Here is a 26,193-nt window from a genome sequence, read left to right on the forward strand (position 1 = left end):
AACCTGTCTAATCAAAAGAATAGATGCCTTTATCTGCTCTTTTTCAAAAACCAGGATGAAATCCAAAGGGGAGGAAGAAATACGACTGGGAAAGGAATTTGCCTTCATAGAACAACAGGTTTCAACAGGGAAGTGGAACATCTAGACGACTTGACAATTGACACGCTGTTTCTATAAAAAGGAAATAAATGACCGAATACTTACAAGGACTGACTCTTGCTTCTTTGTCAGCGTTTTCATTTCAGCAGAGAGATATTAGCCAGAATAGTCAAGCGCGAGCGGTTTAGTGGTGAAAGTTATTACACTTCTGATACTAAAAGCTTTTATGAAACGCTAATGATTTTTTATTTAAGTTTAAATCTTTTATCAAACCTCCAATTCAAAGAGTAACTAAAATTGAGAATAATATGCCTCTTTCGCTATCGTATATTTAGAAAAGGTTTGAAACAACATCAATATTGTCTAATTTTTTAGAAAAATTGCTTTTCCTGACTTTTGAAGATGTTTTTCATCAATGGTCTGCTAATCATGCTAAAACCATGAAAGCTAGCACAAAACAATAGAAACTAAATATAAAAAGCATGCTTTGCTCTGATTTGGTAAGTTGAAAATGAAAGAAATTTCGTAACTTCTTAGGTAATAAAAAAGGCTCCTAACCAAAAGATGGTTATAGCCTTTAAAAAAGAGGTTGATCTCCGCTCCAAGATGCTCAATGAATATGAAATTTTAAACACCGCTTCTTTATTTAAAAACTTTTTAATGGAATCAGTGAAAATTTTTCCGTAATTTCCCCAACTACTTCACCGGAATCATTCATAATCACAGATGGTTTCATAGCTCTTAATCTAGCAATGGTATCTTTGTTGTCGTAATCAATTTGCTCTAATATAGATGCAACAATATTTGGCCAAACCTCTTCTGAACCATTTAAAACTTTTAGGGCAAATCCAATTCTTTGATTTCTTAAACCAAAGCAGTAGACACCCTGCGCTCCCCCTTTCGCAACAATGTTCTGATCCTGAAGCAGGGCGGAGCAGATAAATTTATCTGAAGCAACCATCAAAGGGTATTCGTTCATCACCGAGGTCATATCCCTCACCGCCTTTTGCAACAATGAATCATCAATTAAATCAGGGCAGGCTAATTTTAAATAAGTGGCGGCCATATTTTTAAGCGGGATCGCAAAAACAGGTACACCGCAGCCATCTTTTCCTACAACAATCTCAGAAATGGATAATTCCGATAAGGATGAGAGAATCATCAGAATTTGCTGTTGAAGGGGGTGGTCTACTTCCCAATATCCTTCAACCGGATAGCCAAATTCGCGGCATACGGAAACAAACCCCATATGCTTTCCCGCACAATTATGATAAAGCCTTCTCTTCTCTTTATTTGCCCAAATCATATCTTCCCTTGGCTTAGCATTTAAGGGATAAGAACATGGGCAAAATAGTTCATCCTCATGAACTGGCAACTTCTTTAGCATGGATTCAAGGGCAGCAATATGGTAAGGCTCCCCTCTGTGTGACGCTGTAAACAAAGCAGCTTCTTCACGCGACAACCCATATTTCGTTATGATGTCTGATAAAAACACAGGCAATGCTTGAATTGGCTTGGCGGCAGACCGGTAATAAGTATAGTGATGATCATCCCCGACATGGAAAGTCGTTTCAAGTCGTTCGTTTACCCCGCAAATCATTCCGATATGAACATTTTCAATTAAGCCTGCTCTTGATTCTTCCACTAAGACTTCTGCATTCATCTTCCTACATCTCCTATAATAAAGAACTTATTCTAATCCAATATCGTTTTTATCTTCCTTATTATGCCCCGTTCCTCGGGTGAAGAAAATCCCCCTTAAGTATACATTGAAGTTATTCCCTTCCTCTACGAAATAAGTACGGTCGCTCAAGTTCCCCTTTACTCCAAAGCAAGCATGACAGCACATCCGCTCCTATTAAAAATACCAAAGACCGTTGATTACAACGGTCTTTGGGTGTACCAAAATTTGAATTTTCATTGAAGATTATTTGATTGCCAAGTTAATAGGGCAAGCGCCGCACCGCCTGGACTCTGCCGTTTACGACCGCCGATCGACCTGCCCTACCAAAAACCTTTCACATATGCTATGTGTTAAATCTATTCAACTACATAGCACTCACGTATTTGGGTATCGCCCTTGGTGTCCACGTAGACCATATTATCGCCAACTTCATAAGTACCGGTGGCGTTGTTGTTGATCCTGATCGTTTCTGTAACAACATTGACGTACCCATCGGTATACTTTTCCGTAACGGTTATCGTAAGGTCGTTCTGGCTGCCCTTGAGTTTCGTTACGAAAGCTGATGCTTTAGTCTCTTTCGGCAAACTCAGCAGTTCAAAGTCTAATTCAATGGTCGACTGATAGGATGGAATTTTCACATTTTTCTTGGTGACACTTTCTTTGCCGGGCGCCGAGACGGTAATGGTATATCCTTCGTCAACGATTGGCGTTCCATGTACCAGCGGGTTGTCTAACTGCTTGGAAGGCGTAACCGACCAGTCGTATAACCCGCCTTTTGCCTCGTAAACAGCCGTCTGCTGTTGCCTAAATTCGCCGCTCTGAGTAATACGATCCCTCGTTGCCTCCTCATTGAGGCCGGTATTGCCTTCAATAAGCGGGCTGACTACTTCCTTTTCCAGTTTAAGAGTAGCTTCTGGGACTAGCCGGCCTGCTTTGTCAGTAATCTTGCCTTTGATGTGCGAGGAAAATTCTACAGCAAAGGACATATTCTCCATAAATGCGCCGATATTTCTTTCAAACGTCCACACCATCGACTCCTGGTTAGTCGTAGTGCTTTTGATCGTCAATTTGCCGGAACCTATCCTCTCGTTCAGTTCCCTAACATACGGCTTGGAAGTGCCCGCGACCGGGATACTGACATCAGCGGGCCGATTGACGCCTGCCGTAGTGCCGTTCCCGAGGTTCGGATTAAAATGGCGGTATCCATAGCCATGCGGGAAAGCATTTTCATCAACCATGATCACACCAACCGCACCGAGGTTTTGTGCGGCAATGGCTATCGCCGCATTATCATTGTTTGCGTTCGCTCTCGTGGTCACCAGAATTTTACCGTCCAACTCGGTGCCGAGCGCATTGACTTGCTCGACCGTCGTAAAGCGGCTCCTCCCATAACCTCCGTCATACGGTGCATTCAAAAAGACAACCTGGGCACTGATGTCGGCTGAGGGAGCGCCTGCTCCTACCGCATTAGCCGCTGTAGGATAAGTCAGTAGGAACTCTCTTGGCTCTTCGAAATATTGATCCTTATATGGCGCTACGGCATAATACTGGTCCGCGCCAGTGTATTTGGGCAAAAGGGTCCTGCCAAACTCATACAGGAAACCCAAAGTCCTTAGGGCGCCTAACTTATAATCCAAGCTTTCACCACTGTAGGCGTACATTCCGTTCGTGAATTCATCCGAATAAAGATTATAGTTGCCCTGCCTGCGACCTAAATCTTTGACACTTACCGTATCGGTAATTTGAATAGGAAACTCCCGGTTATCATCATAGCTAAAAGTGTTGAGAACGAAGGCCCAAGGGTAGACGACTAGCTGCCCATTCCCATTTGGGAAAGAGTGACCGCTAAGGGATGAGACAACCATATTAGATCTTAAAACCTCGCTGACGGCCATGATTTCAGGCTCGCTTAAAGGCGCCCCGCCGCGGAAGTTCCCCTGCCCAAAAAAGCTTTGCGAACCGTTGATACTGCCCCAGCCGTAAGCATAGTTTCTGTTCAGATCAACGCCGCCGATTATCGTGCCATCCGGGTTATGTTCTGTTCCCGCATAATTGTTCCTATTATAGCGCCAGGATCCCGGGCTATTGCGCATATCCCAATGGACACCGTCAGGGTTTGTCATAGGCAAAATCCAGACGGAGGTCGTGTCGAGAAGTTTTGTTACTTCCTCATGCCCCGCTTTACCGTACTTAGTAAGCAGATACCAGCCCAGATTCATAGCAAGCTCACTAGTGTTATACTCCCTGGCGTGGTTGCCTGCTTGATGCAACGTGGTAGGCCTTCCATCATTGCCGCCGGGATTATTACTGATTTCCAGCGCCCTTAGTGGCACCCCTTCAAACGACACGCCATACTCATGCAGTTTAACAAGCTCAGGATACTTAGCGGCCAAGTAGTTCATTTCAGCATAGAACTCAGTCACCGTCCGGTAGCCGAGACGGTCCGGGAATCCCCACCGTGCATTAAACGAAACGCCTGTCGGATCGAACACTGCATCAGGTTCAATGGGGGCGGTGATTGGAAGAGGAAGAGGGGAATTCACAGTAGGGCTTGCGTTTGCCCTTTCCGGAAGGCCCGGAATCGGCTGCCCTTCCGCACTAGCGTTCATAACGCTCTTCGCACTCTTACCGCCTTTCGTTGATGGTTTTTCAAATATCCATGTCCCGTCATCAACGACCTCGTAGGAAATATTGTTCTTCTCAAAATACTCCAACTCATCATTATGAATCTGAATAGTCACCGTAAATTCGTCGCCGTCATGGTCATACCCGAAGATGTCAAGATCCAGTTCCTCGGCAAACAAAGCTTCCAGCGCCTCCACCCCTGTAACCGTTACCTCAACGATGGGAAAAGTCCCGGGCGTTTTAACAAACGGCACTTGCCCCGCGGCAGAATCATTAGCAGCAGCAAACACCGTAGGGAAAGCCAAACAAATGATCAATACAGAAGTTAAAAACACTTTTAACTTTGTGTTTTTACTAGATGCCTTCAACACACTTCACCTCCTGAATGAATGTGACTCTTTTACCCTGTCGCTCTGCATCGACATTTTCAGCCTCATTTGCCTCAGCGCCTAGCGGCTAATGGCTCCATTAATTATGTAGGAGCAACGCATAATACTATCACCCCCTGAGCGGCATATTCCAACAACAACAACAACAACAACAACAACGGGACAGTGTAACGGTTCAACTGCACACCTTTCCAAAACAAAAAATATGGAACCCTTAAAGGAATAAGCTTTAAGGGAGGCCACCAATAAGGAGGATGCTAGAACTAAAGCAAAAAAAATTCCGGGGTCAAAATTTGTATGGAATCATCATTAAAAACACCACGCGTCAACTAATGGTGGGTAATCAACAGCTGGAGGGGTACTGAACGTGCCTAGAACAAAAATATTTCCTTGCCGCCTGATTACAACGCCAAGGAACTTCTATCAAATATTTATCGTTAAGGCCTAAAGAGTACGCAAAGAGGCAATAGAACCAGATTTGACCTTTGTCTTTTACGAGATGAAAGGGGAAAACACAACTCTAATGCTGCTATGGAAAGGATATAAAAGAGGTAATCCGGATGGATTATGTATTCTTAAATTCAGGATGCTTTTACTATGAAAAATTTATCATTTGAATACTTCTATAAAAGATATACTTTATTAAATTAACTTTCAGTAGAATAAGGACAGTATATATTATTGTTTGATTTTTGTAAAACTTCTGACTATTTGTCATTTTAGGGAGGATTTCATTGTATTATAGATTACTCAACAGCTTCCAGGAAAATCCCGTTAGGCTGCATCCTTTTCTCAAAACTTATTACAATCTCCTGCATTTAAATTTCATTTCTAACACAAGCGTAAAATGTACTTCTTCCGCCATTTATCTTCCTGCATCGCCTCCCCAAGCACACTAACCCTCCCTGCAAAAGAAAAACCTTTCGTCCTTACATGTATCTATAGTTTGTAGCTCCGAACGATCTACTGTGAATCTTACTTCTCCTATATTCAGTAAAGTAAATTGTTCTGCAAGGTTTACCGGTATTAAAATCTGCCGAGTATGTTAATGAGGTGAAATATATGAAATTTCTAATTACGCTTCTTGTTCTTATTAACATCGGTATTTTTCTTTATTTCAGATGGAGAGAAGAGAAATCAGCAAAACTGATTGCACAAAGAATAACTTCTACACTTGAGTTAAAAAGAACGATGGCGATGGGACTTTATTTAAGATTTAATTATCCTAAGGAAATGAAGAAAGACGAATCAACTGATTTTTCCAGTGGTACGAGTCTATTCTTAAAACAAGCACCTCTCGATTTTGAGGATTTTGTAGCGGCAGTATTGAAATCACGGTACGGAGGAGACGTGTATGTTACTAGTCCATCTGGGGATTTCGGAGTAGATATTGAACACACCACCGAAAAGGGGCTGTTTCTGGGACAGACTAAAGCCTACAAGGACGATGTTGGATATGAACCAATCGCTATCCTCCATTCCAATATTGTAAAGAGAAACGCGAAAGGCGGCTATTTGATCACAACCGCGAGTTATACCAAAGCAGCTCAATCATACGCAGAGGGGTTAAATATTGAACTGATTGATGGAGTTGAACTTGTAGACCTGTGGCTGGAAGCGATGGGAAGCACGGCTTACTCCTTATCAAATGAATTAATTTGATCATTCCAATGGTAAATGTCTGGTTTGAAAAGTTGATAAAGAATACAAAACACCCCCATAGCATTTAGCCATGAGGGCGTTTTTGCACAACCCTTGAAGCATGGGGACGGTTCTTATGCATTATTTTGAATACTTCCTATCCTACAAAGAAAAGCCACTTCATTAATAAATATGGGGTGATGTAATTGAAAAAAACATATTACAGTTCGGGGACATAATTATAAAACCCTCCAGCCACAACTGCCTGAAGGGTTTCCTGTCCATTATTTAATCTATAAATTGAAATCAATTTGCTCCGGCTTGTAGATTGAATTATATGTGAAACAAGAAAAACTGGAGAGTGACAGCATTCCTCATTTAAAGTAAAGGTTCTCTAGTACTCTTTTATTGCTTTTACGAAACGGGTGGCGAGATCAAAATCCACGATATTATATTCCTCTTCATGGGGAGGGTCTGCAAACGCAAACGAAACATTGCTGATGGTGGTCGCATCTTTTCTCCAACTCTTACAAGAACTATGGTACTGCATGATGCCAGTTTTATTCATCAATATGGATGAATTGGTAGCACTGACTCCGCCACCGGCTAATATTTCTATTTTATCTCCATATTGGTCTTGCAATTTCTTTAATAGGTCTATTCCTTCCATTGCTGTATTTTTCAAACCGCTTGTCAGAACTCTTTTTACCCCTAAGTCAATCAGAACTTCCATTGATTGATAAGGATCCTTAACGCAATCGAAGGCCCTATGAAAAATAGCATCTCTATTATACTGATGAATCTTGTCTATTATCTTCTTGTTCTTTTCTATATCAATATGGCAATTATCATCTAAGCAGCCAAATGCAATTCCTTCCACATCAAAGTTCATGATAGCTTCAATATCTGTTAACATGGTTCTAAATTCATACTCATTATAGAAAAATCCACCCGGACGCGGTCTGACCATAACTACAATGGGAACTGTACAATTATTTACGACCTGCTTTATCGTTCCAATCGATGGAGTTAATCCCAGCAAGTACATGGCATTATTAAGTTCTATACGATCTGCTCCTGCATTTTGAGCATGTATCGCATCTTCTAAACTCCCACAGCATATTTCTGCAATTCTTGTCATTTCCTTCACCTTCCAAAACGTATTTCGGGATGTACCTTAATAGAAATGAATTTTATCTATTTTTTTGTACCTATAAAAGATAGAACCTAGGCGGCATTTTCCTAGGTTCTGTAATGTTTATGTTTTTCTAGGAGTTAAGACAACAAAGGGATCCTTGCTTGATACTTTTTAATAACCTCTTGATTATGCTGATCAGCACCATCTATGTTTCCACTTAGAAAGACAGGAGGTTCAAAACCGTTATCCGCCATTATTTTAATGCTTTCCGCAAAAATAGCGTTTAACAATACTGCTCCCACAACAGTTGAAGTCGGTCCGAACGGAACAGGGACCTTTTCATATGACAGGATGGCATCACCTTTAACAGAATGATTATCAATTACTAAATCAACTGAATTATACAAGTGATTTCCACTCTTGTGTCTTGAAGGTTGGCTCTGTGAATATTCTAAAGATGTAATCCCAATTACATAGGCACCTTTTTCTTTCGCAAAATTTGCTACATCAACTGGAACTGGATTCCTGCCTGACGTTGATAATACAAACACAACATCATGTGGTTTAATTTCCTGTTCTTTCAGGAATTCTCCTACATAATCATTCTGTCTTTCTAGTTGCGAGGAACGCAAAGCACCTTCATGAAGCATGAGTGGTTCAATGAAAATTGGTTTAATTGGCACAAGCCCACCTGCTCGGTAAAAAACCTCTTCAGTCAAGATATGGGAATGGCCGCATCCGAATAATTGGATAATCCCGCCATTTTGAATAGCTTCGGCAACTTTTTCTGCGGCTCTTTCCAGATTTCTCTTTTCTGCATTTTCTACGATCTCTAACCTTTCTTTTACTTTGTCAAAGAATTGTGTAAGCATTTATACATCCTCCATTACCAATGTAATAATTTTCTCAACCTCTTCTGGAATCGTTCTTCCAGTTTCCTTGTGAATGGTTGAACCGAAAACATGCGGCATAAATACTGGAATGCCAGTTGGACGAACTGAATTTACGATTTCCACAATATTCTCTGAAGAAATCCCACCCGCTGGTTCAATCGCCTTCAAACCCTTTTCTGCAGCAACTTTACATAAATAAACTAGTTCCTCCAGATGCGTTTTACCTTTTAGGGGCATAAATTTAATAGATTCAATTCCCATTGCCACAGCTAAGTCCACTAGAACTTCAACTTTCATTTCAACTCCTGTTGAAAGTGTAACGAAACCAACTGTTCCAGAAGGAGCGACCAAACCATTTACAACCTGATGAATCCCTTTTGCGTTCAAATAGCCAAGAGAGTAGCTCGTTTTATCAAAAGGCTGATTGATATGTCCGGGCTCGGAACCTTCAGCAATTTTCAAGACTTTTTCCCAATTTGCCGGATTGCCATTATCGCCAAGACCAATGCTGACCACTTTTGCTACTTCTTTTAACTCATTTACTTTTTTAACGCCATCCTCAATGTTCACAAAATCAGAAGAAACAATCCCAGGCACAACAAACCCTTTTCCTGCTTCCATGATCTCTTCTGCATTTTCCTTATCTATTGCTAAAAAGTTAAATAAAAGGAAGCCATCTATTCTATTCAATTCCATTAATTTCATTTTTCGCACCTTCTATCAATTTCACCATATTTTCGATAGCCACTTCGATAATTTTCTCCCCTTTTTCTCTCGTAGCTAACTTTGCATCGCCCAGGACTGCCGAGTTTGTGAATTCCTCCCAAGGAGTGGGGGTAATATCCGCACTCGCCGGTATATTCGGGATATCCGTTATGGCTTTGGACATATCTACATATTCCTCAGCCAAGTAAAGCATATAAGAAGTCTCAATTTCACAAGCATGAAAATAAGTAGCATGTGAGGATTTCGTTTCCCTCACTTCTTCTGTCACGTGTTTCACTCCTGGATAAAACAAGTATAGAATTTTAAAGTCTGGATATTGCTGATATAGCTTTCTTGCTGCTTCCTTTAATGCTACTGCATTGCCTAAATGGCCGTTGATGATCGCAAACACCCTGAATCCCTGCTCATATAAACTGACGCCCATATCTACTAAAAATGAAATTAAGGACTCATTACTTATATTGATGCTTCCAGGAAAGTTCTTTAAACTCCATACTTGGCCATAGGGTAAGGTTGGCAACACAAAGGCACCTGTTTTCTCTGCAACCCTTATTGATACACGTTCGGCTAAATAATTGTCTGTCCCAAGCGGAAGATGCGGGCCATGTGCTTCAACAGCCCCAATCGGCAAAATAGCAATTTTACTGTTCTGTATCTTTTCTTTAACTTCGTAAGAATTTTCGTTTTGAAAAATCATGGCTGCATCTCCTTACTTCTTGAATGAAAAGCATCTAGCTGGATTTTCAACAAAGAATTTATGGATTAGCTTTTGACCATCAAAGCCTTGGCGGTTAACATCATCAATGAAGCGTGGTACCCATTTTGCAATAATATACTCAAGGCCCAATCCATAATCATAATGCTTATAATAGGTTTTTCTTGCGGTATCTCCGCTGACTAATATCTGGTCTTCATAGCCCTTTTTAACAAGTTCCAAAATACATTGAATTCTTGTACTCTCGGGAGCATATTTAATTTTCGCAATTCCATCAAAACTTAAATATGCCCCGGTTTTAGCAATCTGCTCATGGTAATATGGGTCGGGATTTCGATCCATATGGCCAAGACTTAAATATTGGAGTTTAACATTCTCACTTTTCAGGAGCTCTAGCTGCTCCAAGCCCATTGTTCCGGCCTCTGTATGTGAATGGACCGGCGCTTTTGTTTCATGATGTGCTCTCGCAACAGCACGAAGGGTTTTTTCTTCTAAAGGGCTAATCCGGTTATAGCCTGTACCGAATTTTACTTGTCCCGCTTTAAAAGGAGTCCCTTCAAGCCCCTCTTCGACTTCGCGGATCACAAACTCAGCAAGCTTATTAATAGGCGTCTTGTCGATCCATTCTGCATAGGTCTCAAAATCACCGATAATTGGCTTAAGCTCTTCCTTTATTCGCGCATCCCATAAAAAACTTTTATTAAAACCCGCTGTCCCAATAATTTGAATTCCTGTTTCATCAGATATCTCTTTTACAGCTTGTACATCACGTCCATAATCAATAGCTGTTGCATCAACAATCGTTTTTCCTCCGTGCCGCTTAAAATCTCCTACATCCATTTTGGATTTCTCTTTGTCGTCGAGTAATAAATCATCTTCTCCGCGCTGAACCCAATAGTCCGGCCTGCATACAATATGTTCATGTGAATACGTAAATCCTAATTCCTCTGGTTGAATGTCACTCTTTAATGTGCGAATAAAACTCATCTGTTTCCCTCCTGCTTCTTATTAGAAAAAGATCGAAGACAGTGTAATAATAATTTTGATAAAAAAACCGACATGCTTATACATGCCGGTTTTATACAGTTTAGAATAAGAGTTTCGCGATTGCCTTTACAATTGGTCCGAGTACAAACATATCAGAGTCTGCAGCCCACATTGCTGTATCAGGAATCGTAGAATCCAGTAGGAACTTAACTGTTAGATATTGTCCCCACGCAACCACTGTTGCTGTTACAAAACCGCCGATAAGCGCTCCACGGACTCCTCCAGTAGCATTACCGAATACTCCAGCAGTTGCCCCATGGAAGAAAAGTACAATCATGGTTGGTACAAATACATATGCTACGGTGTTACCCAAAACCACCAGCCATATTAACGCTCCCGCAAATGCACCTAAGAATCCAAGAATGACAGCATTTGGTGCAAATGTGAAGACAACTGGACAGTCTAGCGCCGGTCTTGCCCCAGGAACTAGTTTTGTTGCAATCCCATTAAAGGCTGGCACAATTTCACCAATGAACATTTTAACCCCAAGCAATACAACCGCTATACCACCGGCAAATGTTAATGATTGAATAATAGAATAGATGATAAAGTTTTGATCGCCTGATTGCGCAATCAGCTCTTTAGCCCCAGGAGTCCCTTTTCCCATTAAAATAACAGCACCTACGAAGAATAAAATCCCCATTGTTAAAGCTGTAATGACATTCGAATCCCTTAAAAATTCAAGTCCTTTTGGCAGTTTGATTTTTTCTGAATCATTTTCTTTGTTGCCAAGTACTTTTCCAAGTAAAGCTGCCAACAATGCTACCACTGCAGAAGTATGACCTAGGGCAATATTGTCATTACCTGTTACCTTACGCATAAATGGTTGGACAACTGCAGGTTGGAATGTCCAATATAACCCCATAAAGATAGAAAGGAAGAATACTAATTTTCCAAATGAAACATTCCCTACTGCATCAACAACAATTCCCGCAAATATCATGGTCGTCCAGAACATCATGTGGCCTGTTAGATAGATATATTTGAACTTGGTAAAACGTGCAAGTAATACGTTAATAATAAATCCAATAAACATTGCAAGGGTTACAGCTGATCCGTATTTTGAATTAAAAGCTTCTTGCCCTAAAAATTTCCCTAACGAACTTACTTCCAGTCCGAATACCTCTTTCCACATCGGTTCGAATACAGTTAAGGCTCCGACAATAACACCAGCACCGACATTGATAATTAGGAATCCAATCATCGCTTTAAACGTTCCACTAATCGTTTGACTAGCAGATTTTTTCTGTAGAAGTAAACCCAGTAAAACAATAGAACCCAATAAAATTGCTGGTACACCAAATATATTGGTTGCGATCCATTGAATTGCGTTCATTCTTCATTCCCCCAATTTTAGACTTATTTATAAATTTCCTTGTAGTGCTGTTTTGATTTCATTCAAATCAAAATAGTTATTGACAATAATAATTTTAGAAGGATGGCCTTCTAATGATTGTGCTAACTCATTACTTGTAATAATGTAATCCGGTCTTTCACTGGAAGCACTTGAAACATCCGTATTTTCTACATCTGCTTGGACTCCTAAATCACGCAGCACTGTTTCAACATTTATTCGCAGAATTAAACTAGTTCCTTGGCCTAAGCCACAAACACATAATATTTTCACTTTACATCCCTCCAATAATTGATTTTATTTGTTGGTAACTTGTAGCTTCTTCTAATTTTTTTACATTAGATTGATCATTTAGAAGACTGATTAGCTTTTGTAATATTTGAAGATGTTCATCGCTTGATGATGCACCTAATGCAAATACAAATTTAACCGGATCATTCAACTGACTTCCAAATGTAACGGGCTCCTTTAGTCTGATAAGTGATACAGATGCTTCATTAACTCCGTCTTCCGGCCTGGCATGCGGCAAGGCAATGCTGGGTGCAAGCACAAAATAAGGTCCATTTTTCTTATATGATTGAATCATCGCCTCGACATATGATTCATCTACAGCGTTTTCATTTACAAGCAGATTGCCCGCCAGCTTGATGGTCTCTTCTGGCGAATAAGCCTCCACATCAAGTGCAACTAGGCGTTCCTCTAAAAATTTCATGAAATAATTCTCCTTTATATGTTTCGATTAACTGGAATACGCTTCAATTGTTTTTAAAATGGCTTCAATTGACTTTGCTCGAACCATTTTTTGAACATTCCCTGGCTCGGAAAACATCGTTGTAAGCTGAGATAATGCTTTTAAATGTGTTTCTCCATCAATTGCAGCTAACACAATGAGAAGATTTACTTCATGTCTATCGGATTCTGAAAAGCGAACTCCTTCTTCCAAACAAAGTAAACTCATTCCGATTTTATTTACGCCATTCTCTGGTTTTGCATGAGGTATGGCTACCTTTGGAGCGACGATGATATAAGGCCCTAATCGAATAATGGTGTTGATCATCGATTGAATATATTCCTCGGTGATATTTCCTTTTTCAAGTAATGGCCTGGCTCCTATCCGGATAGCCTCTTTCCAATCCCCAACATTCTTCTTTAGTTGTATATATTCTCCTGTAAGCAATTGATGCAAGGATGGTTTTATTGATAAATCAACCTTTAATTGTTGCTTTGAAAAATATCTTCTTACTTCCTTTTCTAGACCCTCTGTATTGGTGACCAAGGCATGTTTTTTTATGATTTCTAGTAATCCTTCGACAGATGTAGATTTTTCAATCACATTTGTTCCAAACAAAGCGTTGACATTTTTTAAGAGGCCTTCCTTTTCTGCTTCCGTAAGAATAGGACTTACCACAAAGACAGGTACTTCTTTTTTTGTAACTGGGGTAGTAGAGATAACAAAGTCAACATCATAATCACTTGTCTCGTACTTTCTCAGTGATACACTTCCAACAATATCTATTGTAGAAAAAAGCCCTTCTAACTGATGTTCAAGGAGTTTAGACGTTCCGACGCCACTTGCACAGACGATGAGCATTTTTTTCCGGATAGCGGGAGTTACACCGGTTCTTCTCATCCAGCCGCCGAAATGCATGGCAATTAAGGCAATTTCATTGTCATTAACCGTTTTTCCAATTGCATTTTCTAAATGGTGAATCACTTTCTTTGTTAACAAAAATATATCGGGATACTTATCTTTCATTAATTCAGCCACTTGATTTTCCACTTCAAGTCCGTACTTGATTCGGTAATACGATGGCTTCATATGCAAAAGTAAATTTTTTTCAAGCAAATCTCTTTCCTTCAAAAAAACACAAGCGTATTTCTGAAAATCCGTTACCATCTTAGAAACAACTTCTGTTAATAAATATGTTTCAGAAGTCCTGCTTTCCTGCAGCAGCCTTTGAGATGACTGAACTTTAGAACTTAATAAATGTTTAGTAATATATAACACTTCATCATACGGAAAGTTTATATGAAAAACATCTGACAGTTTTCCAGCAATTTTGCATGCAGCTTTATATTCTTTCGTCTCGGTCAATACCTCTTTTTCTACATCATCAATCCGAATTGCTTTTCCCTGCATCAATCGTTTCCCAAAGAGTATGAATCGAAAGGTTAAACTATGAAAAAAGTCATCCGTAAAATGGACATCCAAATCGGTTTCACTTTCCGCAATAATTTCCTTAACCGCTTTCAATTCATCCAATTCAAAAAGGTTTATTCTATTATTCAAATTAAACTCGGCAAGGTTCAGTATAGTTGGGATTTTGGACAGAAGCGTTTCCCAGCCCCCATTCGGAAGTACGTTCGAAAGATAATAAACAATTGCTTTCCGCTTATCATCTTCTTCCCCCACTACCCGATAACCCGACTTACGTTCAAACTCGAGTGTTAAATGAAATCGCTCAATCTCTTCTTTTAATAATTTTAGATCTTCAATTGTAGTATTCCGGCTGACTCGTAATTTTTCAGATAAGTCCTCTAAAAACAAGGGAAAATCTCTTCCTAGTAAGTAGAGGGCTAACCAGCCTTTTCTTTCTTTTGCAGAGTATTCATAGTGCCAAGCCTTAAGCAGATTAATCTTTCCTGGTATAAGATTGGCAGCTTCAGGATTCAGGCTGAATCCTGCCCCTCTCACCTGATTTACCTGTGCAAGGTTGTTATCCTTTAGCCAGCCATTTATCTTTTCGATGTCATAATAAACTGTACGCCTGGAAATCATAAATTTTTCCATTATTTCTCTTACCGGCACAATTGATTCCGCATTAACTAAGTGGGATAGTATAGCAGTACTACGACGATCCAAAGACATCCGCGGCACCTCCTTTACACCAAAAAGTATGTGAAAGAGAAAGCTGTAATAAAAGGCTTTTATCACCTTACTTCTACTATAGTTCCTGCATCTGTTAAAGTGTAGACCAAAAGATGTGCAAACACTTTGTGCAAAAATGGACAGTATATTTTAAATATTGAGTCTCTTACAGACATCACCCCGTTCCCTTGGTTACGGCCAAGGGAATTATCCATGTCTTGTAATTATAAAAGCAGCCTCACGAGTTTACTGTATATAAGACAAACAACTTGTAACAACGGATTCTCCTACAGGTTTTGATGCCATTGCAGTAAATGAAATTATTTTTGCCTTTAGAGGAACTAAAGGTGCGTGCTGTGCACAATCCAAGTCGTAATCTTCTTCAGAAAAGAAATATAACGAGGAAAAAAAAAAACCTGAAAAGCCTAATAATGGACGAAAGCAATTCCGCTCCCTTTTAGCAGGAGGTCAGGAAAGGTTCTCTTTGTATCTAATAAGGAATAGTTTTTCGAAAATGAAACTTTCCATAAATTTTGACAGTATAATGGTAGTGTTGGTTCGTTTATTGGGAGGAGCTGAGGGCTGTGAGCATTTTTTCGAGGATCAAGGATATTATGGATGGCAAAATTGATGCTTTGGATGGAACCGAGGATTTGGAGAAAATGGTTGAGGATAATTTACGTGATCTAAATAGGGATTTAGGGAAGGTAAAAGCGGAAGTGGCATCCGTATTGGCAGATGAGCAGCGCTTGAAGCGGGAACTGAATGAATGCGAAGAAAATATTGAGAAAATGGAACGATACTCCATTAGGGCTCAAGATGAGGGCAATGAAGGAGATGTAAGAACGTTTCAAGAAAAAAAGGCGGTTATGGCGGAAAAATTATCTGAGCTGCAAGCAGCCGTTCAGTGGGCTTCATCAAAATCCGAGCAGTTAAAACCGATTCTTGATCAACTCATTGCTGATATCAGTGAATTGGAGTCTATTAAAAGAGACGGTTTTTGACCATTACCATACATATATTTGATACAAAGGGGGGAATTGAGCGTGATTCTTCATTATAAATGCTCTGGCTGTGGGAGTGATATGGGGTTTGATACTGAATCAGGCAACCTGAGCTGCCAAAGCTGCGGCAGACATGACACGATTGAAAATTATCCGGAAGATCTGGTGACAACAAGATTTTCAGTGGATGAGGCAAGTGAATACCATTGTGAAAATTGTGGAGCTGTGCTTATTACAACTGTTGAGACAGCGGCAACAAGCTGCAGTTATTGCGGAGCTGCTGTCGTCATTGCCGATCGCCTATCAGGCCAGCTTGCACCTGCAAAAGTCATACCTTTTACGATTAGCAAGGAAGAAGCAATGGCAGCATTTCAAAAATGGTGCCGAAAAGGATTACTTACCCCTAAAGACTTTATGACAGCAGACAGAATAAAGAGTATTACCGGGATGTATGTGCCTTTTTGGTTGTTCGATTTAAATAGTAAAGTGCAGGTAAGTGCAGAATGTACTAAGGTCAGAACCTATACGCAAGGCGATTATATTTATACAGAAACAAAGTACTATGATGCCTTCCGTGATATTAATTTGGATTATCTTAAGATTCCTGTTGATGCCTCTGTCAAAATGAATGATGAGTTAATGGATAAATTGGAGCCCTATCCGTATGATCAATTGAAGGATTTTCGGACCCCTTATTTGGCAGGGTATATTGCCGAGAAATATAATTTTACGGATGAAGAGCTGTTCCCAAGGGCGAAGGATAAAATCAGTGGCTATGTAGAGTCCTATATTTCATCTACCTTTTCAGGCTATCATTCCACCCATTATAAATCTAAACATATTGATACGCGGAATGTAGAAAGTAAGTATGTTTTATTGCCCGTCTGGATGATTAGTTATAATTATAAAAATACAGACTATACATTTGCGATGAATGGGCAGACAGGTAAGGTTGTCGGCAAGCCACCAATCAGCAACGGTAAAATAGCGGCATGGTTTAGCGGCATCGCCGTGGGAACCTTCTTCTCTTTAAAATGTGTCTCTTTTATGATGGGAGGCGGTTTTTGGTGAGAAAAAATCTTATGCAAAATCGAGGATTTTTTGTTTTACTGATGATGCTGATGATTTTGCCATGGGGAATGTCAACTGCGAACGCGGAGAGCTTTGACCGGAATCATTATATATATGACTATGCCGAGTTGTTAACGAAGGATGAGGCCGCGGAACTTCAACAGATCGCTAGTGAACACGGAATAGAGAGCGAGACCGCTTTTATCATCGTGACCTTAGATGATTCAAACGGGAAGGATATTGTCCAGTATGTCCAGGATTTCTATGACGAGCATGGTCCTGGATACGACCAGCCACATGGAAATACAGCCATCCTAGCCATTGACATGAGTGAACGTGATGTCTATTTGGCAGGCTTTAAAAAAGCGGAGGAGTATTTGGATGATAGCCGCCTTGACCTCATTCGTGAGGAAATTACGCCTGATTTATCAGACGGCCAATATTTTGATGCTTTCTCAACATTTATAAATAGTGCCTATGAATATATGGGCATTGAGCCGGATGTCGGAGACGATAGCTATGCGGATTATGGATTGGTAGGGAGCCCGCAAACGGATGATTTTTATGAATTTGCAGGCCCACCTTCTGAAAATCTATTTTTTCTATGGTGGTTTCAATTAATCGTTGCACTGATCCTGGCGGGGGTTATTGTTACAATCATGGCCTATGGTGCCGGCGGCAGGGTCACGGTAAATGCACAGACCTATATGGATCGTAGCCGTTCAAAAGTAGTGAACCAGTATGATAACTTTGTTAGACAAACCGTAACAAAGCAGAGGAAACCGTCCAATGATGCAAACAAGTTTAGCGGCGGTGGTGGTGGTGGCGGCGTCACCATGGGCGGCCATTCGCATAGCGGCAGCAGAGGAAAGTTTTAAGAAAGCCGCGAACATATAGATACAGATAGAAATGGAAAGGAGCGGATTGGAATGTCGTTTTTTAAAAACCAATTTGCAAATGTAGTAGAGTGGCAGGAATTCAGAGATGATATGATTTTTTATAAATGGAGCAACCGCGAAATTAAAAAAGGAAGTAAACTGATTATCCGTCCTGGCCAGGATGCCATCTTTTTTAAAAACGGGAAAATAGAAGGGATATTCCGTGATGAAGGCGAGTATGATATCGAATCGCAAATTATCCCTTTCTTATCGACATTAAAGGGATTCAAGTTCGGATTTAATAGCGGCATGCGGGTAGAAGTGCTGTTTGTGAACACGAAAGAGTTTGTCGTGAAATGGGGAACGCAAAATGCGATTAATATCCCCTCACTAGGACTTCCAGGCGGCCTCCCGATACGCGCGAACGGAACCTTTCATTTTAAAGTGACTGATTATATTTCCCTAATTGATGAAATTGCCGGTGTTCGCGAGCAATATTTAGTAGAGGATGTCCGAATTCGGATTACATCGGTTCTCGATCAGCTTTTGATGAAGTGGATTTCGAGAGAAGGAAAGGATATGTACAATCTGCAAGCCAACTCTTTCGACATCGCTCGAGGCATTCAAGAGGATTTAGATATGCAAATGTTGAAGAGCGGGATATCGATTACCGCGTTTAATGTCATGAGCTTTAGCTATCCAAAAGAAATTCAAGACATGATTACGAAAAACGCTTCACATGGGATGGTTGGGGATGTCAATCGCTACCAGCAAATCTCACTCACAGATGGCATGGCCAGCGGCAAAATGAGCGGTGGAGGAACAGCCTCTGATATCGCGGGCATGATGATGGGGATGAATATCGCAGGCAAAATGATGAATCAAATGAATCAGCCATCTCCTAATCAGTCTGTTTCAGTGGAAAATCCCGAACCGCCTCGAGAAGGAGCAGACAGTCAAAAAGGACCGAACTTCTGCCCAAATTGCGGCAATAAAACAGAAGGAGCCAAATTCTGTTCAAACTGTGGACAGAAATTAGTTTAATATCGAGGTCTGACATTGAGCTTTATAAAAGCAGTTTCCAAATCACGATAAAAAACACGACTTCTCTATGGGAAGCCGTGTTTTTTGTATAATTTCGAGCTTGGAGGTAATTTTGACAGCACCTTTGAACTCTAAAGTTTTTTAAACCATATTAATAGCTTTGCTTCCATGTCCTTTTTATTAACAAAGCAATTCAGTTATCCAAGTATCGCCCCTGCTTGCCCTAAATGTTTCATTTTCATAATCGAACCAAATTGTTCTGGAGGGAGCGGTTTGCTGTAGATGAACCCCTGTACCTCGTCACATCCAAGTTCCACCAACGATTGCAACTGTCCTGTAGTTTCGACTCCTTCTGCAATAACGGTTAAGCCCATGCTATGACCCATATCAATAATTGAGCTAACAAGAGAATGGTCAAGCTTACTATTTGTCATGCCTTGTATAAATGGCTGAGCTATTTTTAAAGTGTTAATAGGAAATTGTTTTAGATAAATGAGCGAGCAATAGCCTGTCCCAAAATCATCGATTGAAATTTGTACGCCCAAATCCCGTAGAGCATGCATTTTTGATATGACTTCTCCCACATCATACACAGCAACCCCTTCGGTAATTTCAATTTCGAGGGAGTTCGGTTTAAACTTGGTTTCCTTCAGTACACTCGCAATCATTTCAATTAAATTTTCATGCAAAAACTGTAGGGGTGAGAGATTCACTGAAAGTTTAAGTTCATCGTAACCTAAATCATGCCAGGTTTTTACTTGTTTGCACGCTTCGTAAAGAACCCACTCGCCAATCGGAATGATTAGACCGGTTTCCTCTGCAAGGGGAATAAATTCTGCAGGGGACACGAGTCCCGAGCCACCTTTATTCCAACGGATTAATGCTTCCATGCCGATTATTTCCTCTGTTTCAATATTCACCTGCGGCTGATAATGCAGGAGGAATTCATCGTTTTCTACCGCTTTACGTAATCCGTTTTCAAGCATTATTTTCCTCGAGAGCGTCTCATTCATCCCAATTGAATAGAAATTAAAGCTGTTACCACTAATGCCCTTGGCACTGTACATCGCCATATCCGCGTGCTTGAGCAATTCCTCAGGGCTTTGGCCATCTTTTGGATAGAAAGCAATTCCGATGCTCATTGAAACGTGCAATTCATGCCCGTTAATCTGAATTGGATTTGCTAAGATGGATTGGATGTTATGAATGGACTGGATAAGCTCCGACTCATCCGCCAGCCTGTTTAGCAAAATCGTAAACTCATCGCCTCCCTGTCTGGAAATGATCGCATTTTTCCCCAGGGCTTGAACCATTTGTTTCGAAACATATTGAAGCAGCAAATCGCCTAAATCATGGCCAAGTGTATCATTAATATTTTTAAACCGGTCCAAATCTATAAAAGCAACAGCAAATTTCAATGAATTTTTTTTTGCTTCGGCAATAGCTTCAGTCAGTTTTTCCAAAAACATTCTCCGATTCGGCAAGCCGCTCAGCACATCATGATATGCCATATGTTTCATATTTTGCACAGCCGAAAGAAGCTGTTCATTTTTATTGGTGATTTCAATCGTCCGCTCTTCAATTTTTAATTCCAATTCCTCATTCAGGACATGATACTTTTTCAACAAAGACTTATTCTCCTGCAGGGTGAAAATCTGCCTGAAGATAACCAATAAAATCGATACAACCGAACCTATGATTAAGCTGTTGATTTCTTTACTATATGTAATCATCACAACGAGTAAAAAAATAACAGTCAAATAAGGCAATACGATTCTGAATGAAAAGGTATCATTTTCAACCTCACCGTCGCAGGCTTGCAAGCCTTTTCCGGACTCCCGTTCCCGCTGATCCCTAAGATCGCCTATTCCTGCGATTCCCATAAGCAGCATCCCAAGTGACCAAAGCGGATCATATAAGCCACCAGAGAAGTAGAGTGAATGAGCCGTTAAATACAGATAAGCGGTATCCGCATATACCTGGATTACCAGGCTGAAAAAAATGATATACAAAACTTTAGATGGAAAAAATTTCTTGGAACCCATGTAGAAGCTAATGGCGCCTAACAGGAGAATAAGGTCACTGACTGGGTAGCTTAGTGAAACAAATGTGTATAAAAAATCATTTTCCTTCTGAGCCAGTATATCCCTTATGATAAAGTGCCAGTTGAACGAAATGGCTACTGTCATAATTATACATGTATCAAATATGAATTTGATTAGATGCAAACCATTTCGCTTTGACCAGATTCGATGAAGGAAGGCAAGCAGATAAAAAAACACTTGGAGCATGTAAAATAGATCGGTCCAGCCGGGATAAGGAACCTCCACTTTCAAAAAAAGTTCGTAGTAATTCCAGATCCCCTCCGCTGCTCCATAGGAAAAACAGCCCAAGGATATTAACAGCCAAAACGTTTTGCTGTTTTTGTCCATTTTTCTTGATATCTTCCACAGCACAATACCCGCCATGATTGGTGCGGTAATAGAGAAGAAATCGCCGACTAACATTCTAAGCCAATCATCATCTTTCCAGTAAAGGATACAAAAGTAATAGCCCAAGGTATGAAAAATTGTAAAGTAAATTAAATGCTTCTCTCGCTGCTGAATCGTAATGGGAATCACTCCAAATGGAAAGATAGGATCAAAATTTTCCAAACCAAAACAAACTACGACAATTAATATGATGCAAATTATACCAAAATCTTTTCTAAGATAAATGAGTCTTAGAAAAAATATTTTTTAAAAGATATAAAAAAGAGCCATTGGAAGCACAATTTATTCAAATGGATGGTGATGCAAAACAGAAAAACTAAAAATAAGCCAAAGAAAAAAGCAGTAGTATTTTCTAAGCCGTCCGTACTTTTTTTATCCTTTCACCTATTCCGGTTATACTATCTGCCGATATTATTTATATATTTATAGAAAAAACATGAGAATAGGGTGGCTAAAATGAGCAAAAAAGTCCTATATAAAAATATTCAATCTCTTGAACCGATAAATAAAGTTTTAAAGGAAGCTAGTGCGGCGGTTCAAGACCGGACAAGGACTATTGATACGAGTGAGATCCCCGAGGTTCTCGGAGCGGTAGCTGGAATTGGAGTAGGCGGAGCGGCTGGACTTGGGCTTTTGTCCATGCTTGGCGTGTCTGGTTTAAGTGCAGCTGGAATTACATCGGGGTTGGCAACAGCCGGCGGGATTATAGGCGGAGGAATGGTCGCTGGTATTGGTGTCTTGGCAGCGCCGGCCGTCATCCTTGGTGTTGGTGGCTACTCCCTTCTTGCCTCTGCTAAGAAAAAGAAGTTGGTCCAAGCCAAGGAAGCGTTATTGCAGGAAGCAATTAAAAAGCATGATGCCATTATAAGAGAGTTACAGAACGATTTATACAAAACAAATGATAGAGTAAACTATTTAACCAGTTTGAACACTCTGCTTTCTGGCGTCATAAAAGATCTCAAAGAGGATTTGGCCGCATGAGTGACAGAGGGGTAAAAAGTAAATACAACCTCACTGATAAAAATCGAGAAGCGTTAAAGGTACTAAAGCATCAATCCAACACTTTATCAGAAATGAACGGCCAATTAGAACAAACGAATAATGAATTGGATTCTGCTATTAAGGAATCTGAACTTCTTCTTTCTGGCTTGGGAATCGACTTCAGCAGTGTCAAAAACAAAGCCAATGGTCTTAACCAGGATTCGAAAGAAAGCTTCAAGGTGTACAAGAGGATGGAACCTCGATCATGGAATGAAATTCTCCGGGAAGCAGAGCGTTCCGTGGCAAGCGATGTTGATTTCACCGATATTTTAACGGCTGATGAGATTCACCAGGTGGAAAACAGGCTCGGAAAACTTCGAGGCGATTTTAAACAGGTCCATAAGCTGGATGCTGGAGATTGGTCAATTTGCGGAGTGGCGGGAATTCTGGCAGCAATTATTGATATTTTTCTAGTTCAAATGCCTAAGCACCCTGGCATGCTAGGCAGCAAAGGCCATGATGGCGGGCCACTTTCAAATTTTATCAAAGAAAAGATCCAGGGAAGTCTTTCTCCACAAGAAATCACCGAATTAGAAAAACGAAATTGGGTTCCCTATGATGCCGCGCATTCAGGCAATTTGAATCAAAAAGTGGATGGGCTTGGCCCCAGGACTCACCGTTTTCATTCCCTTGGCCACGACCCCTTGCTTGGCTTCCTTTTTGGAACGATGGATATTTTAAAAGGAAGGTTCACTGCTGTCGATAAAACCGGCAAACTGATCGTCCAAACGATAGATACCACCGGCAAAGATATCGTGGGAATGAATTTATTTGAATCCCTTGTAAGAGTATTCGGCCATATGAAATCAGACATAGCTACTCCTGCTGGGCTGCCCGCCCCTCTAATGCCGCTCCTGCAGTTTTTGCAAATAGGCAGCTTTGGAAAAGGCGAGTATACCATTGGTGAAGTTTCAAGGATTATGTACAGACAGGGATATGATTTCTCTCATTTTCTTGCCATGTCCATTCCTGTCCTTCTTATTGAAGTCCTTGTGCGGATTAGTTATTTTGCCAAGAGGATGATGGAAGGCCACAGCTTTATGGATTCATTGCCATTTGATACTCCCGGCAACAAAAAGCCCAAGCTACAGACGATGTTGTTTTCCGCTCATCTGATGGCAACAGCTGCAAACGCCGGGAAAATTGCAGTGACCCAGAACCCTCTTTCCATTAGCTACCCTCAATGGACAGCCTTCTTCAAATACGGGTTCCAACAGCTTAAATGGGTAGCATTCGAAAAAGAAAAACAGATGTTCAACCATGTTCAAAAAGAACTTGATCAAGAATGGCTAGAGATTGATTCATTTCTCACTGAAACTTGGAATCAGGTAAGCGGGAAAAGGATTATATTAACCTAAAAAAGCCAGGGAGCATATACATCATGCTTCCTGGCTTTCTATACTTTCCATCAAAAAAGCTACCCATTTACAAAGCCGCCCTCGTAATTGAAAAAATGGCTAAAACTAATCCCATAGTCATAATAACCATCAGACAGCTTTCTCTTTCTAACAACCTTTCCATATAAAAGGATCTTTTTTTCTTCAACCTCAAGAGGGATTTTATAAATTGTCAAAAAATTCACCTCTAAATTACACTTGCTAATCATCCAGAGCCCGCCAGCACTTAAGTCGAGCACATAAATAGTGAATTCCCCTTCAGAAACACTCCCCGATCCCGCAGGAAGCGTAGCCAGGGTCATTGTCGCTTTGACAGGTTGTTCAAACGAAAATCTATTATACTGTCTCTTGTTTAATAGTTGGTGCATCAAGAAACATCACCCCTGCTGGTAAAAATTTCGAGATAGTTATTTCCGCTAGCCTTTTATACAAATAGTACCATAAAACAAATTCCAATATGTAGTAAATTGTGTAATTTAACTGTAAAATTTACATTCATTTCGAATAAGTAAATTTCCGAGTAACAATAAAAAGAAGAAGCTGTTTTTTTGCTAACAGCTTCCCCTTTTATACTATATTCCAATGATAGTATGTTTCTGCTCATCTCAATTATTTTCACAGTTGTCGAGTAGAGGTTTTTGCCTGCTAAAATTGGTGTTGATCCTCTTATTTGTTGAGTGCCGGAACGTCTTTGCGGACGACATCGAATAGCCCGGAGCCGATGATGTCGAGTGCGGATTGCATGCGCTCGGCTGAGACGTTGTCAGCGATGGTGTCCTGTGGTGTGTGGTAGACTTTTTCGATATGGTAGACAAGCGGGCTCCAGCTGTCGATTCCCATCCAGATGAAGAGTGCGGCTGGGATGCCCGCCTGATGGAATGGAACATGATCACTCGATCCAAATGTACCCGGCAGGATGTCGGAGTTGCCGAGTCGTGCTCCGGCTGCCATGACTGAGTCAGTTACAATATTTTCGCTGCCATCTGGCGTCATAGCGTATAGGTTTTTCGCTTTGTCATAGTTGGTGGCAACCATGTCGGCGTTGAAGACGCCTTCAATGTTGTCCTTTTCTGCCTGGGAAAGCTGATTCACATAGTGTCTTGCACCAAGGAGGCCACGTTCTTCCGATCCGAAGGCAACGAATTTCATTTCCTTGTCAGTATTATAGCCTTTGAAGACGCGAGCCAGCTCAAGCATAAGGCCGACGCCAGAGGCATTGTCGTTTGCTCCTGGTGCGCCGACAACGCTGTCATGGTGCGCACTGAGAATCACCTGCTTTGGATTTTCAACGTTTCCTTTTGCCGGCTTAGTGGCGATTACGTTGACTGATTGCAGGTTGGTGAAGTGCTCGGCTGTCAGGCTGATTGTAACAGGGCCTTTCGCAAGCTGTTCCTTGATCCATTCACCATGGATGTAAGCTGCTCCGAATACCGGGACATCTACTTTCGACGCAAGGCTTGGGTTGAATGCTGAGCCGTAGTTGCCGCGGCCGCCGACGAGGCTTTGGATGATGACTCCCGTCGCGCCTTTACTTATAGCATTATTGATTTGGGATCGGTAGGCAGCTGTTGAACCAGCGTTTGGCATAACGACAATTTTTCCTGCCGTGTTCGCCGGGAAGTCAGCTAGGTTTGTACCCCCGTTAACGAAAATCACTTCGCCAGTGACTGCTTCCTTACTGATTTTTCCGTTCGGTGCCGCTCCCATGTCCCATGAGGTGCCGTCATTGAACTTGACGTTGGCTATGTATTGGTCAGCAACCGGGAAGTATTGATACTCAACGTCGTAACCATAGCTACCCAGGACGCCAGCGATGTATGCGGCAGACTTCTTCTCACCTTCCAGACCGCCGTTACGCGGACCGATTTCTTCTGATAAATACCGGATGTGCTCGATCGCGCGCTCTGCGTCAACACGAGCAACAACCTTCTGATCTTGAGACGCAGCCGACTTACCCGGACCCGCCTCAGGAGCCGCAAATCCCGTTGCACCGAATAGCATGGACATTGCCAGAATCGGTGCCGCAACCTTAAAGACTTTCTTTCTCGCGAACATAGAATCCTCCTCTTTTTTAGGTTTGCGGATG

The 26,193-nt window shown here is 41.0% G+C and carries 21 protein-coding genes; 7 read left to right on the forward strand and 14 right to left on the reverse strand.

The features are described 5' to 3' along the window. Nucleotides 1–745: 745 nt before the first annotated feature. The gene (locus BN1002_RS17495; protein ID WP_048826806.1) at nucleotides 746–1,762 is read right to left on the reverse strand and encodes an asparaginase; all 1,017 of its coding nucleotides are present in this window, start codon (nucleotides 1,760–1,762) and stop codon (nucleotides 746–748) included. Nucleotides 1,763–2,139: 377 nt separating this feature from the next. Beyond that, on the reverse strand, nucleotides 2,140–4,779 hold the full coding sequence (locus BN1002_RS17500; RefSeq protein WP_048826807.1) for a M14 family zinc carboxypeptidase: 2,640 nt from the start codon (nucleotides 4,777–4,779) through the stop codon (nucleotides 2,140–2,142). A gap of 1,080 nt (nucleotides 4,780–5,859) precedes the next feature. Between BN1002_RS17500 and BN1002_RS17505 the strand changes: the two genes are divergently transcribed. Next, complete coding sequence (locus BN1002_RS17505) at nucleotides 5,860–6,459, forward strand: restriction endonuclease (RefSeq protein WP_082036288.1); 600 nt, start codon at nucleotides 5,860–5,862, stop codon at nucleotides 6,457–6,459. Between the two features lie 373 nt (nucleotides 6,460–6,832). Here the strand turns inward: BN1002_RS17505 and BN1002_RS17510 are convergent, their stop codons facing one another. The 9 genes from BN1002_RS17510 to BN1002_RS17550 form a co-directional block, all read right to left on the reverse strand. Then, a complete protein-coding gene (locus BN1002_RS17510; protein ID WP_048826808.1) occupies nucleotides 6,833–7,579 on the reverse strand; it encodes a copper homeostasis protein CutC in 747 nt (248 codons plus the stop codon). Between the two features lie 134 nt (nucleotides 7,580–7,713). Beyond that, nucleotides 7,714–8,448: an SIS domain-containing protein gene (locus tag BN1002_RS17515; RefSeq protein ID WP_048826809.1), complete on the reverse strand. Its 735-nt coding sequence runs from the start codon at nucleotides 8,446–8,448 to the stop codon at nucleotides 7,714–7,716. After that, complete coding sequence (locus tag BN1002_RS17520; RefSeq protein WP_148362812.1) at nucleotides 8,449–9,174, reverse strand: KDGP aldolase; 726 nt, start codon at nucleotides 9,172–9,174, stop codon at nucleotides 8,449–8,451. Beyond that, nucleotides 9,152–9,892 (reverse strand): creatininase family protein, encoded by a 741-nt coding sequence (locus BN1002_RS17525; protein ID WP_048826810.1) that lies wholly within the window; start codon nucleotides 9,890–9,892, stop codon nucleotides 9,152–9,154. Before BN1002_RS17525 ends, BN1002_RS17520 begins: the two co-directional genes overlap by 23 nt. Before the next feature lie 12 nt (nucleotides 9,893–9,904). Further along, entirely contained in the window at nucleotides 9,905–10,897 is a 993-nt protein-coding gene (locus BN1002_RS17530; RefSeq protein ID WP_048826811.1) for a phosphotriesterase family protein, read from the reverse strand. A 100-nt stretch (nucleotides 10,898–10,997) separates the two neighbouring features. After that, on the reverse strand, nucleotides 10,998–12,293 hold the full coding sequence (locus tag BN1002_RS17535; RefSeq protein WP_048826812.1) for a PTS ascorbate transporter subunit IIC: 1,296 nt from the start codon (nucleotides 12,291–12,293) through the stop codon (nucleotides 10,998–11,000). Nucleotides 12,294–12,320: 27 nt separating this feature from the next. Further along, nucleotides 12,321–12,584 (reverse strand): PTS sugar transporter subunit IIB, encoded by a 264-nt coding sequence (locus BN1002_RS17540; protein ID WP_048826813.1) that lies wholly within the window; start codon nucleotides 12,582–12,584, stop codon nucleotides 12,321–12,323. Between the two features lies 1 nt (nucleotide 12,585). Then, a complete protein-coding gene (locus BN1002_RS17545) occupies nucleotides 12,586–13,023 on the reverse strand; it encodes a PTS sugar transporter subunit IIA (RefSeq protein ID WP_048826814.1) in 438 nt (145 codons plus the stop codon). A gap of 27 nt (nucleotides 13,024–13,050) precedes the next feature. Continuing rightward, complete coding sequence (locus tag BN1002_RS17550) at nucleotides 13,051–15,180, reverse strand: BglG family transcription antiterminator (RefSeq protein ID WP_082036289.1); 2,130 nt, start codon at nucleotides 15,178–15,180, stop codon at nucleotides 13,051–13,053. A 584-nt stretch (nucleotides 15,181–15,764) separates the two neighbouring features. Between BN1002_RS17550 and BN1002_RS17555 the strand changes: the two genes are divergently transcribed. Genes BN1002_RS17555 through BN1002_RS17570 form a run of 4 tightly spaced genes read left to right on the forward strand, consistent with a single transcriptional unit; the run spans nucleotide 15,765 to nucleotide 19,177 of the window. Beyond that, the gene (locus BN1002_RS17555) at nucleotides 15,765–16,184 is read left to right on the forward strand and encodes a PspA/IM30 family protein (protein ID WP_052445656.1); all 420 of its coding nucleotides are present in this window, start codon (nucleotides 15,765–15,767) and stop codon (nucleotides 16,182–16,184) included. 42 nt (nucleotides 16,185–16,226) lie between these two features. Then, nucleotides 16,227–17,255, forward strand: coding sequence for a TFIIB-type zinc ribbon-containing protein (locus BN1002_RS17560; RefSeq protein ID WP_048826815.1), 1,029 nt, complete (start codon nucleotides 16,227–16,229; stop codon nucleotides 17,253–17,255). Then, a complete protein-coding gene (locus tag BN1002_RS17565; RefSeq protein ID WP_231575051.1) occupies nucleotides 17,252–18,133 on the forward strand; it encodes a TPM domain-containing protein in 882 nt (293 codons plus the stop codon). The genes BN1002_RS17560 and BN1002_RS17565 overlap by 4 nt, the downstream gene beginning before the upstream one ends. A gap of 51 nt (nucleotides 18,134–18,184) precedes the next feature. Then, entirely contained in the window at nucleotides 18,185–19,177 is a 993-nt protein-coding gene (locus BN1002_RS17570; protein WP_048826816.1) for an SPFH domain-containing protein, read from the forward strand. A gap of 197 nt (nucleotides 19,178–19,374) precedes the next feature. Here the strand turns inward: BN1002_RS17570 and BN1002_RS17575 are convergent, their stop codons facing one another. After that, the gene (locus BN1002_RS17575; RefSeq protein ID WP_231575052.1) at nucleotides 19,375–21,831 is read right to left on the reverse strand and encodes a DUF4084 domain-containing protein; all 2,457 of its coding nucleotides are present in this window, start codon (nucleotides 21,829–21,831) and stop codon (nucleotides 19,375–19,377) included. Between the two features lie 294 nt (nucleotides 21,832–22,125). Here BN1002_RS17575 and BN1002_RS17580 point away from each other — a divergent pair, with 294 nt between their 5' ends. Together BN1002_RS17580 and BN1002_RS17585 are read left to right on the forward strand one after the other, a co-directional pair. Further along, nucleotides 22,126–22,650 carry a hypothetical protein gene (locus BN1002_RS17580; RefSeq protein ID WP_048826817.1) on the forward strand — a complete coding sequence of 175 codons (525 nt, stop codon included), beginning with the start codon at nucleotides 22,126–22,128 and terminating at the stop codon, nucleotides 22,648–22,650. Then, entirely contained in the window at nucleotides 22,647–24,068 is a 1,422-nt protein-coding gene (locus BN1002_RS17585; RefSeq protein WP_048826818.1) for a hypothetical protein, read from the forward strand. The genes BN1002_RS17580 and BN1002_RS17585 overlap by 4 nt, the downstream gene beginning before the upstream one ends. Before the next feature lie 59 nt (nucleotides 24,069–24,127). On the opposite strand, the gene BN1002_RS17590 is transcribed toward BN1002_RS17585, so the two are convergent. Further along, nucleotides 24,128–24,475, reverse strand: a complete 348-nt coding sequence (locus tag BN1002_RS17590; protein ID WP_231575116.1) for a PilZ domain-containing protein — start codon at nucleotides 24,473–24,475, stop codon at nucleotides 24,128–24,130. A gap of 298 nt (nucleotides 24,476–24,773) precedes the next feature. Further along, nucleotides 24,774–26,162 carry a M28 family peptidase gene (locus BN1002_RS17595; RefSeq protein ID WP_048826820.1) on the reverse strand — a complete coding sequence of 463 codons (1,389 nt, stop codon included), beginning with the start codon at nucleotides 26,160–26,162 and terminating at the stop codon, nucleotides 24,774–24,776. Between the last annotated feature and the right edge of the window lie 31 nt (nucleotides 26,163–26,193).

The organism is Bacillus sp. B-jedd (genome assembly GCF_000821085.1).
Classification (GTDB): Bacteria; Bacillota; Bacilli; order Bacillales; family Cytobacillaceae; genus Bacillus_D.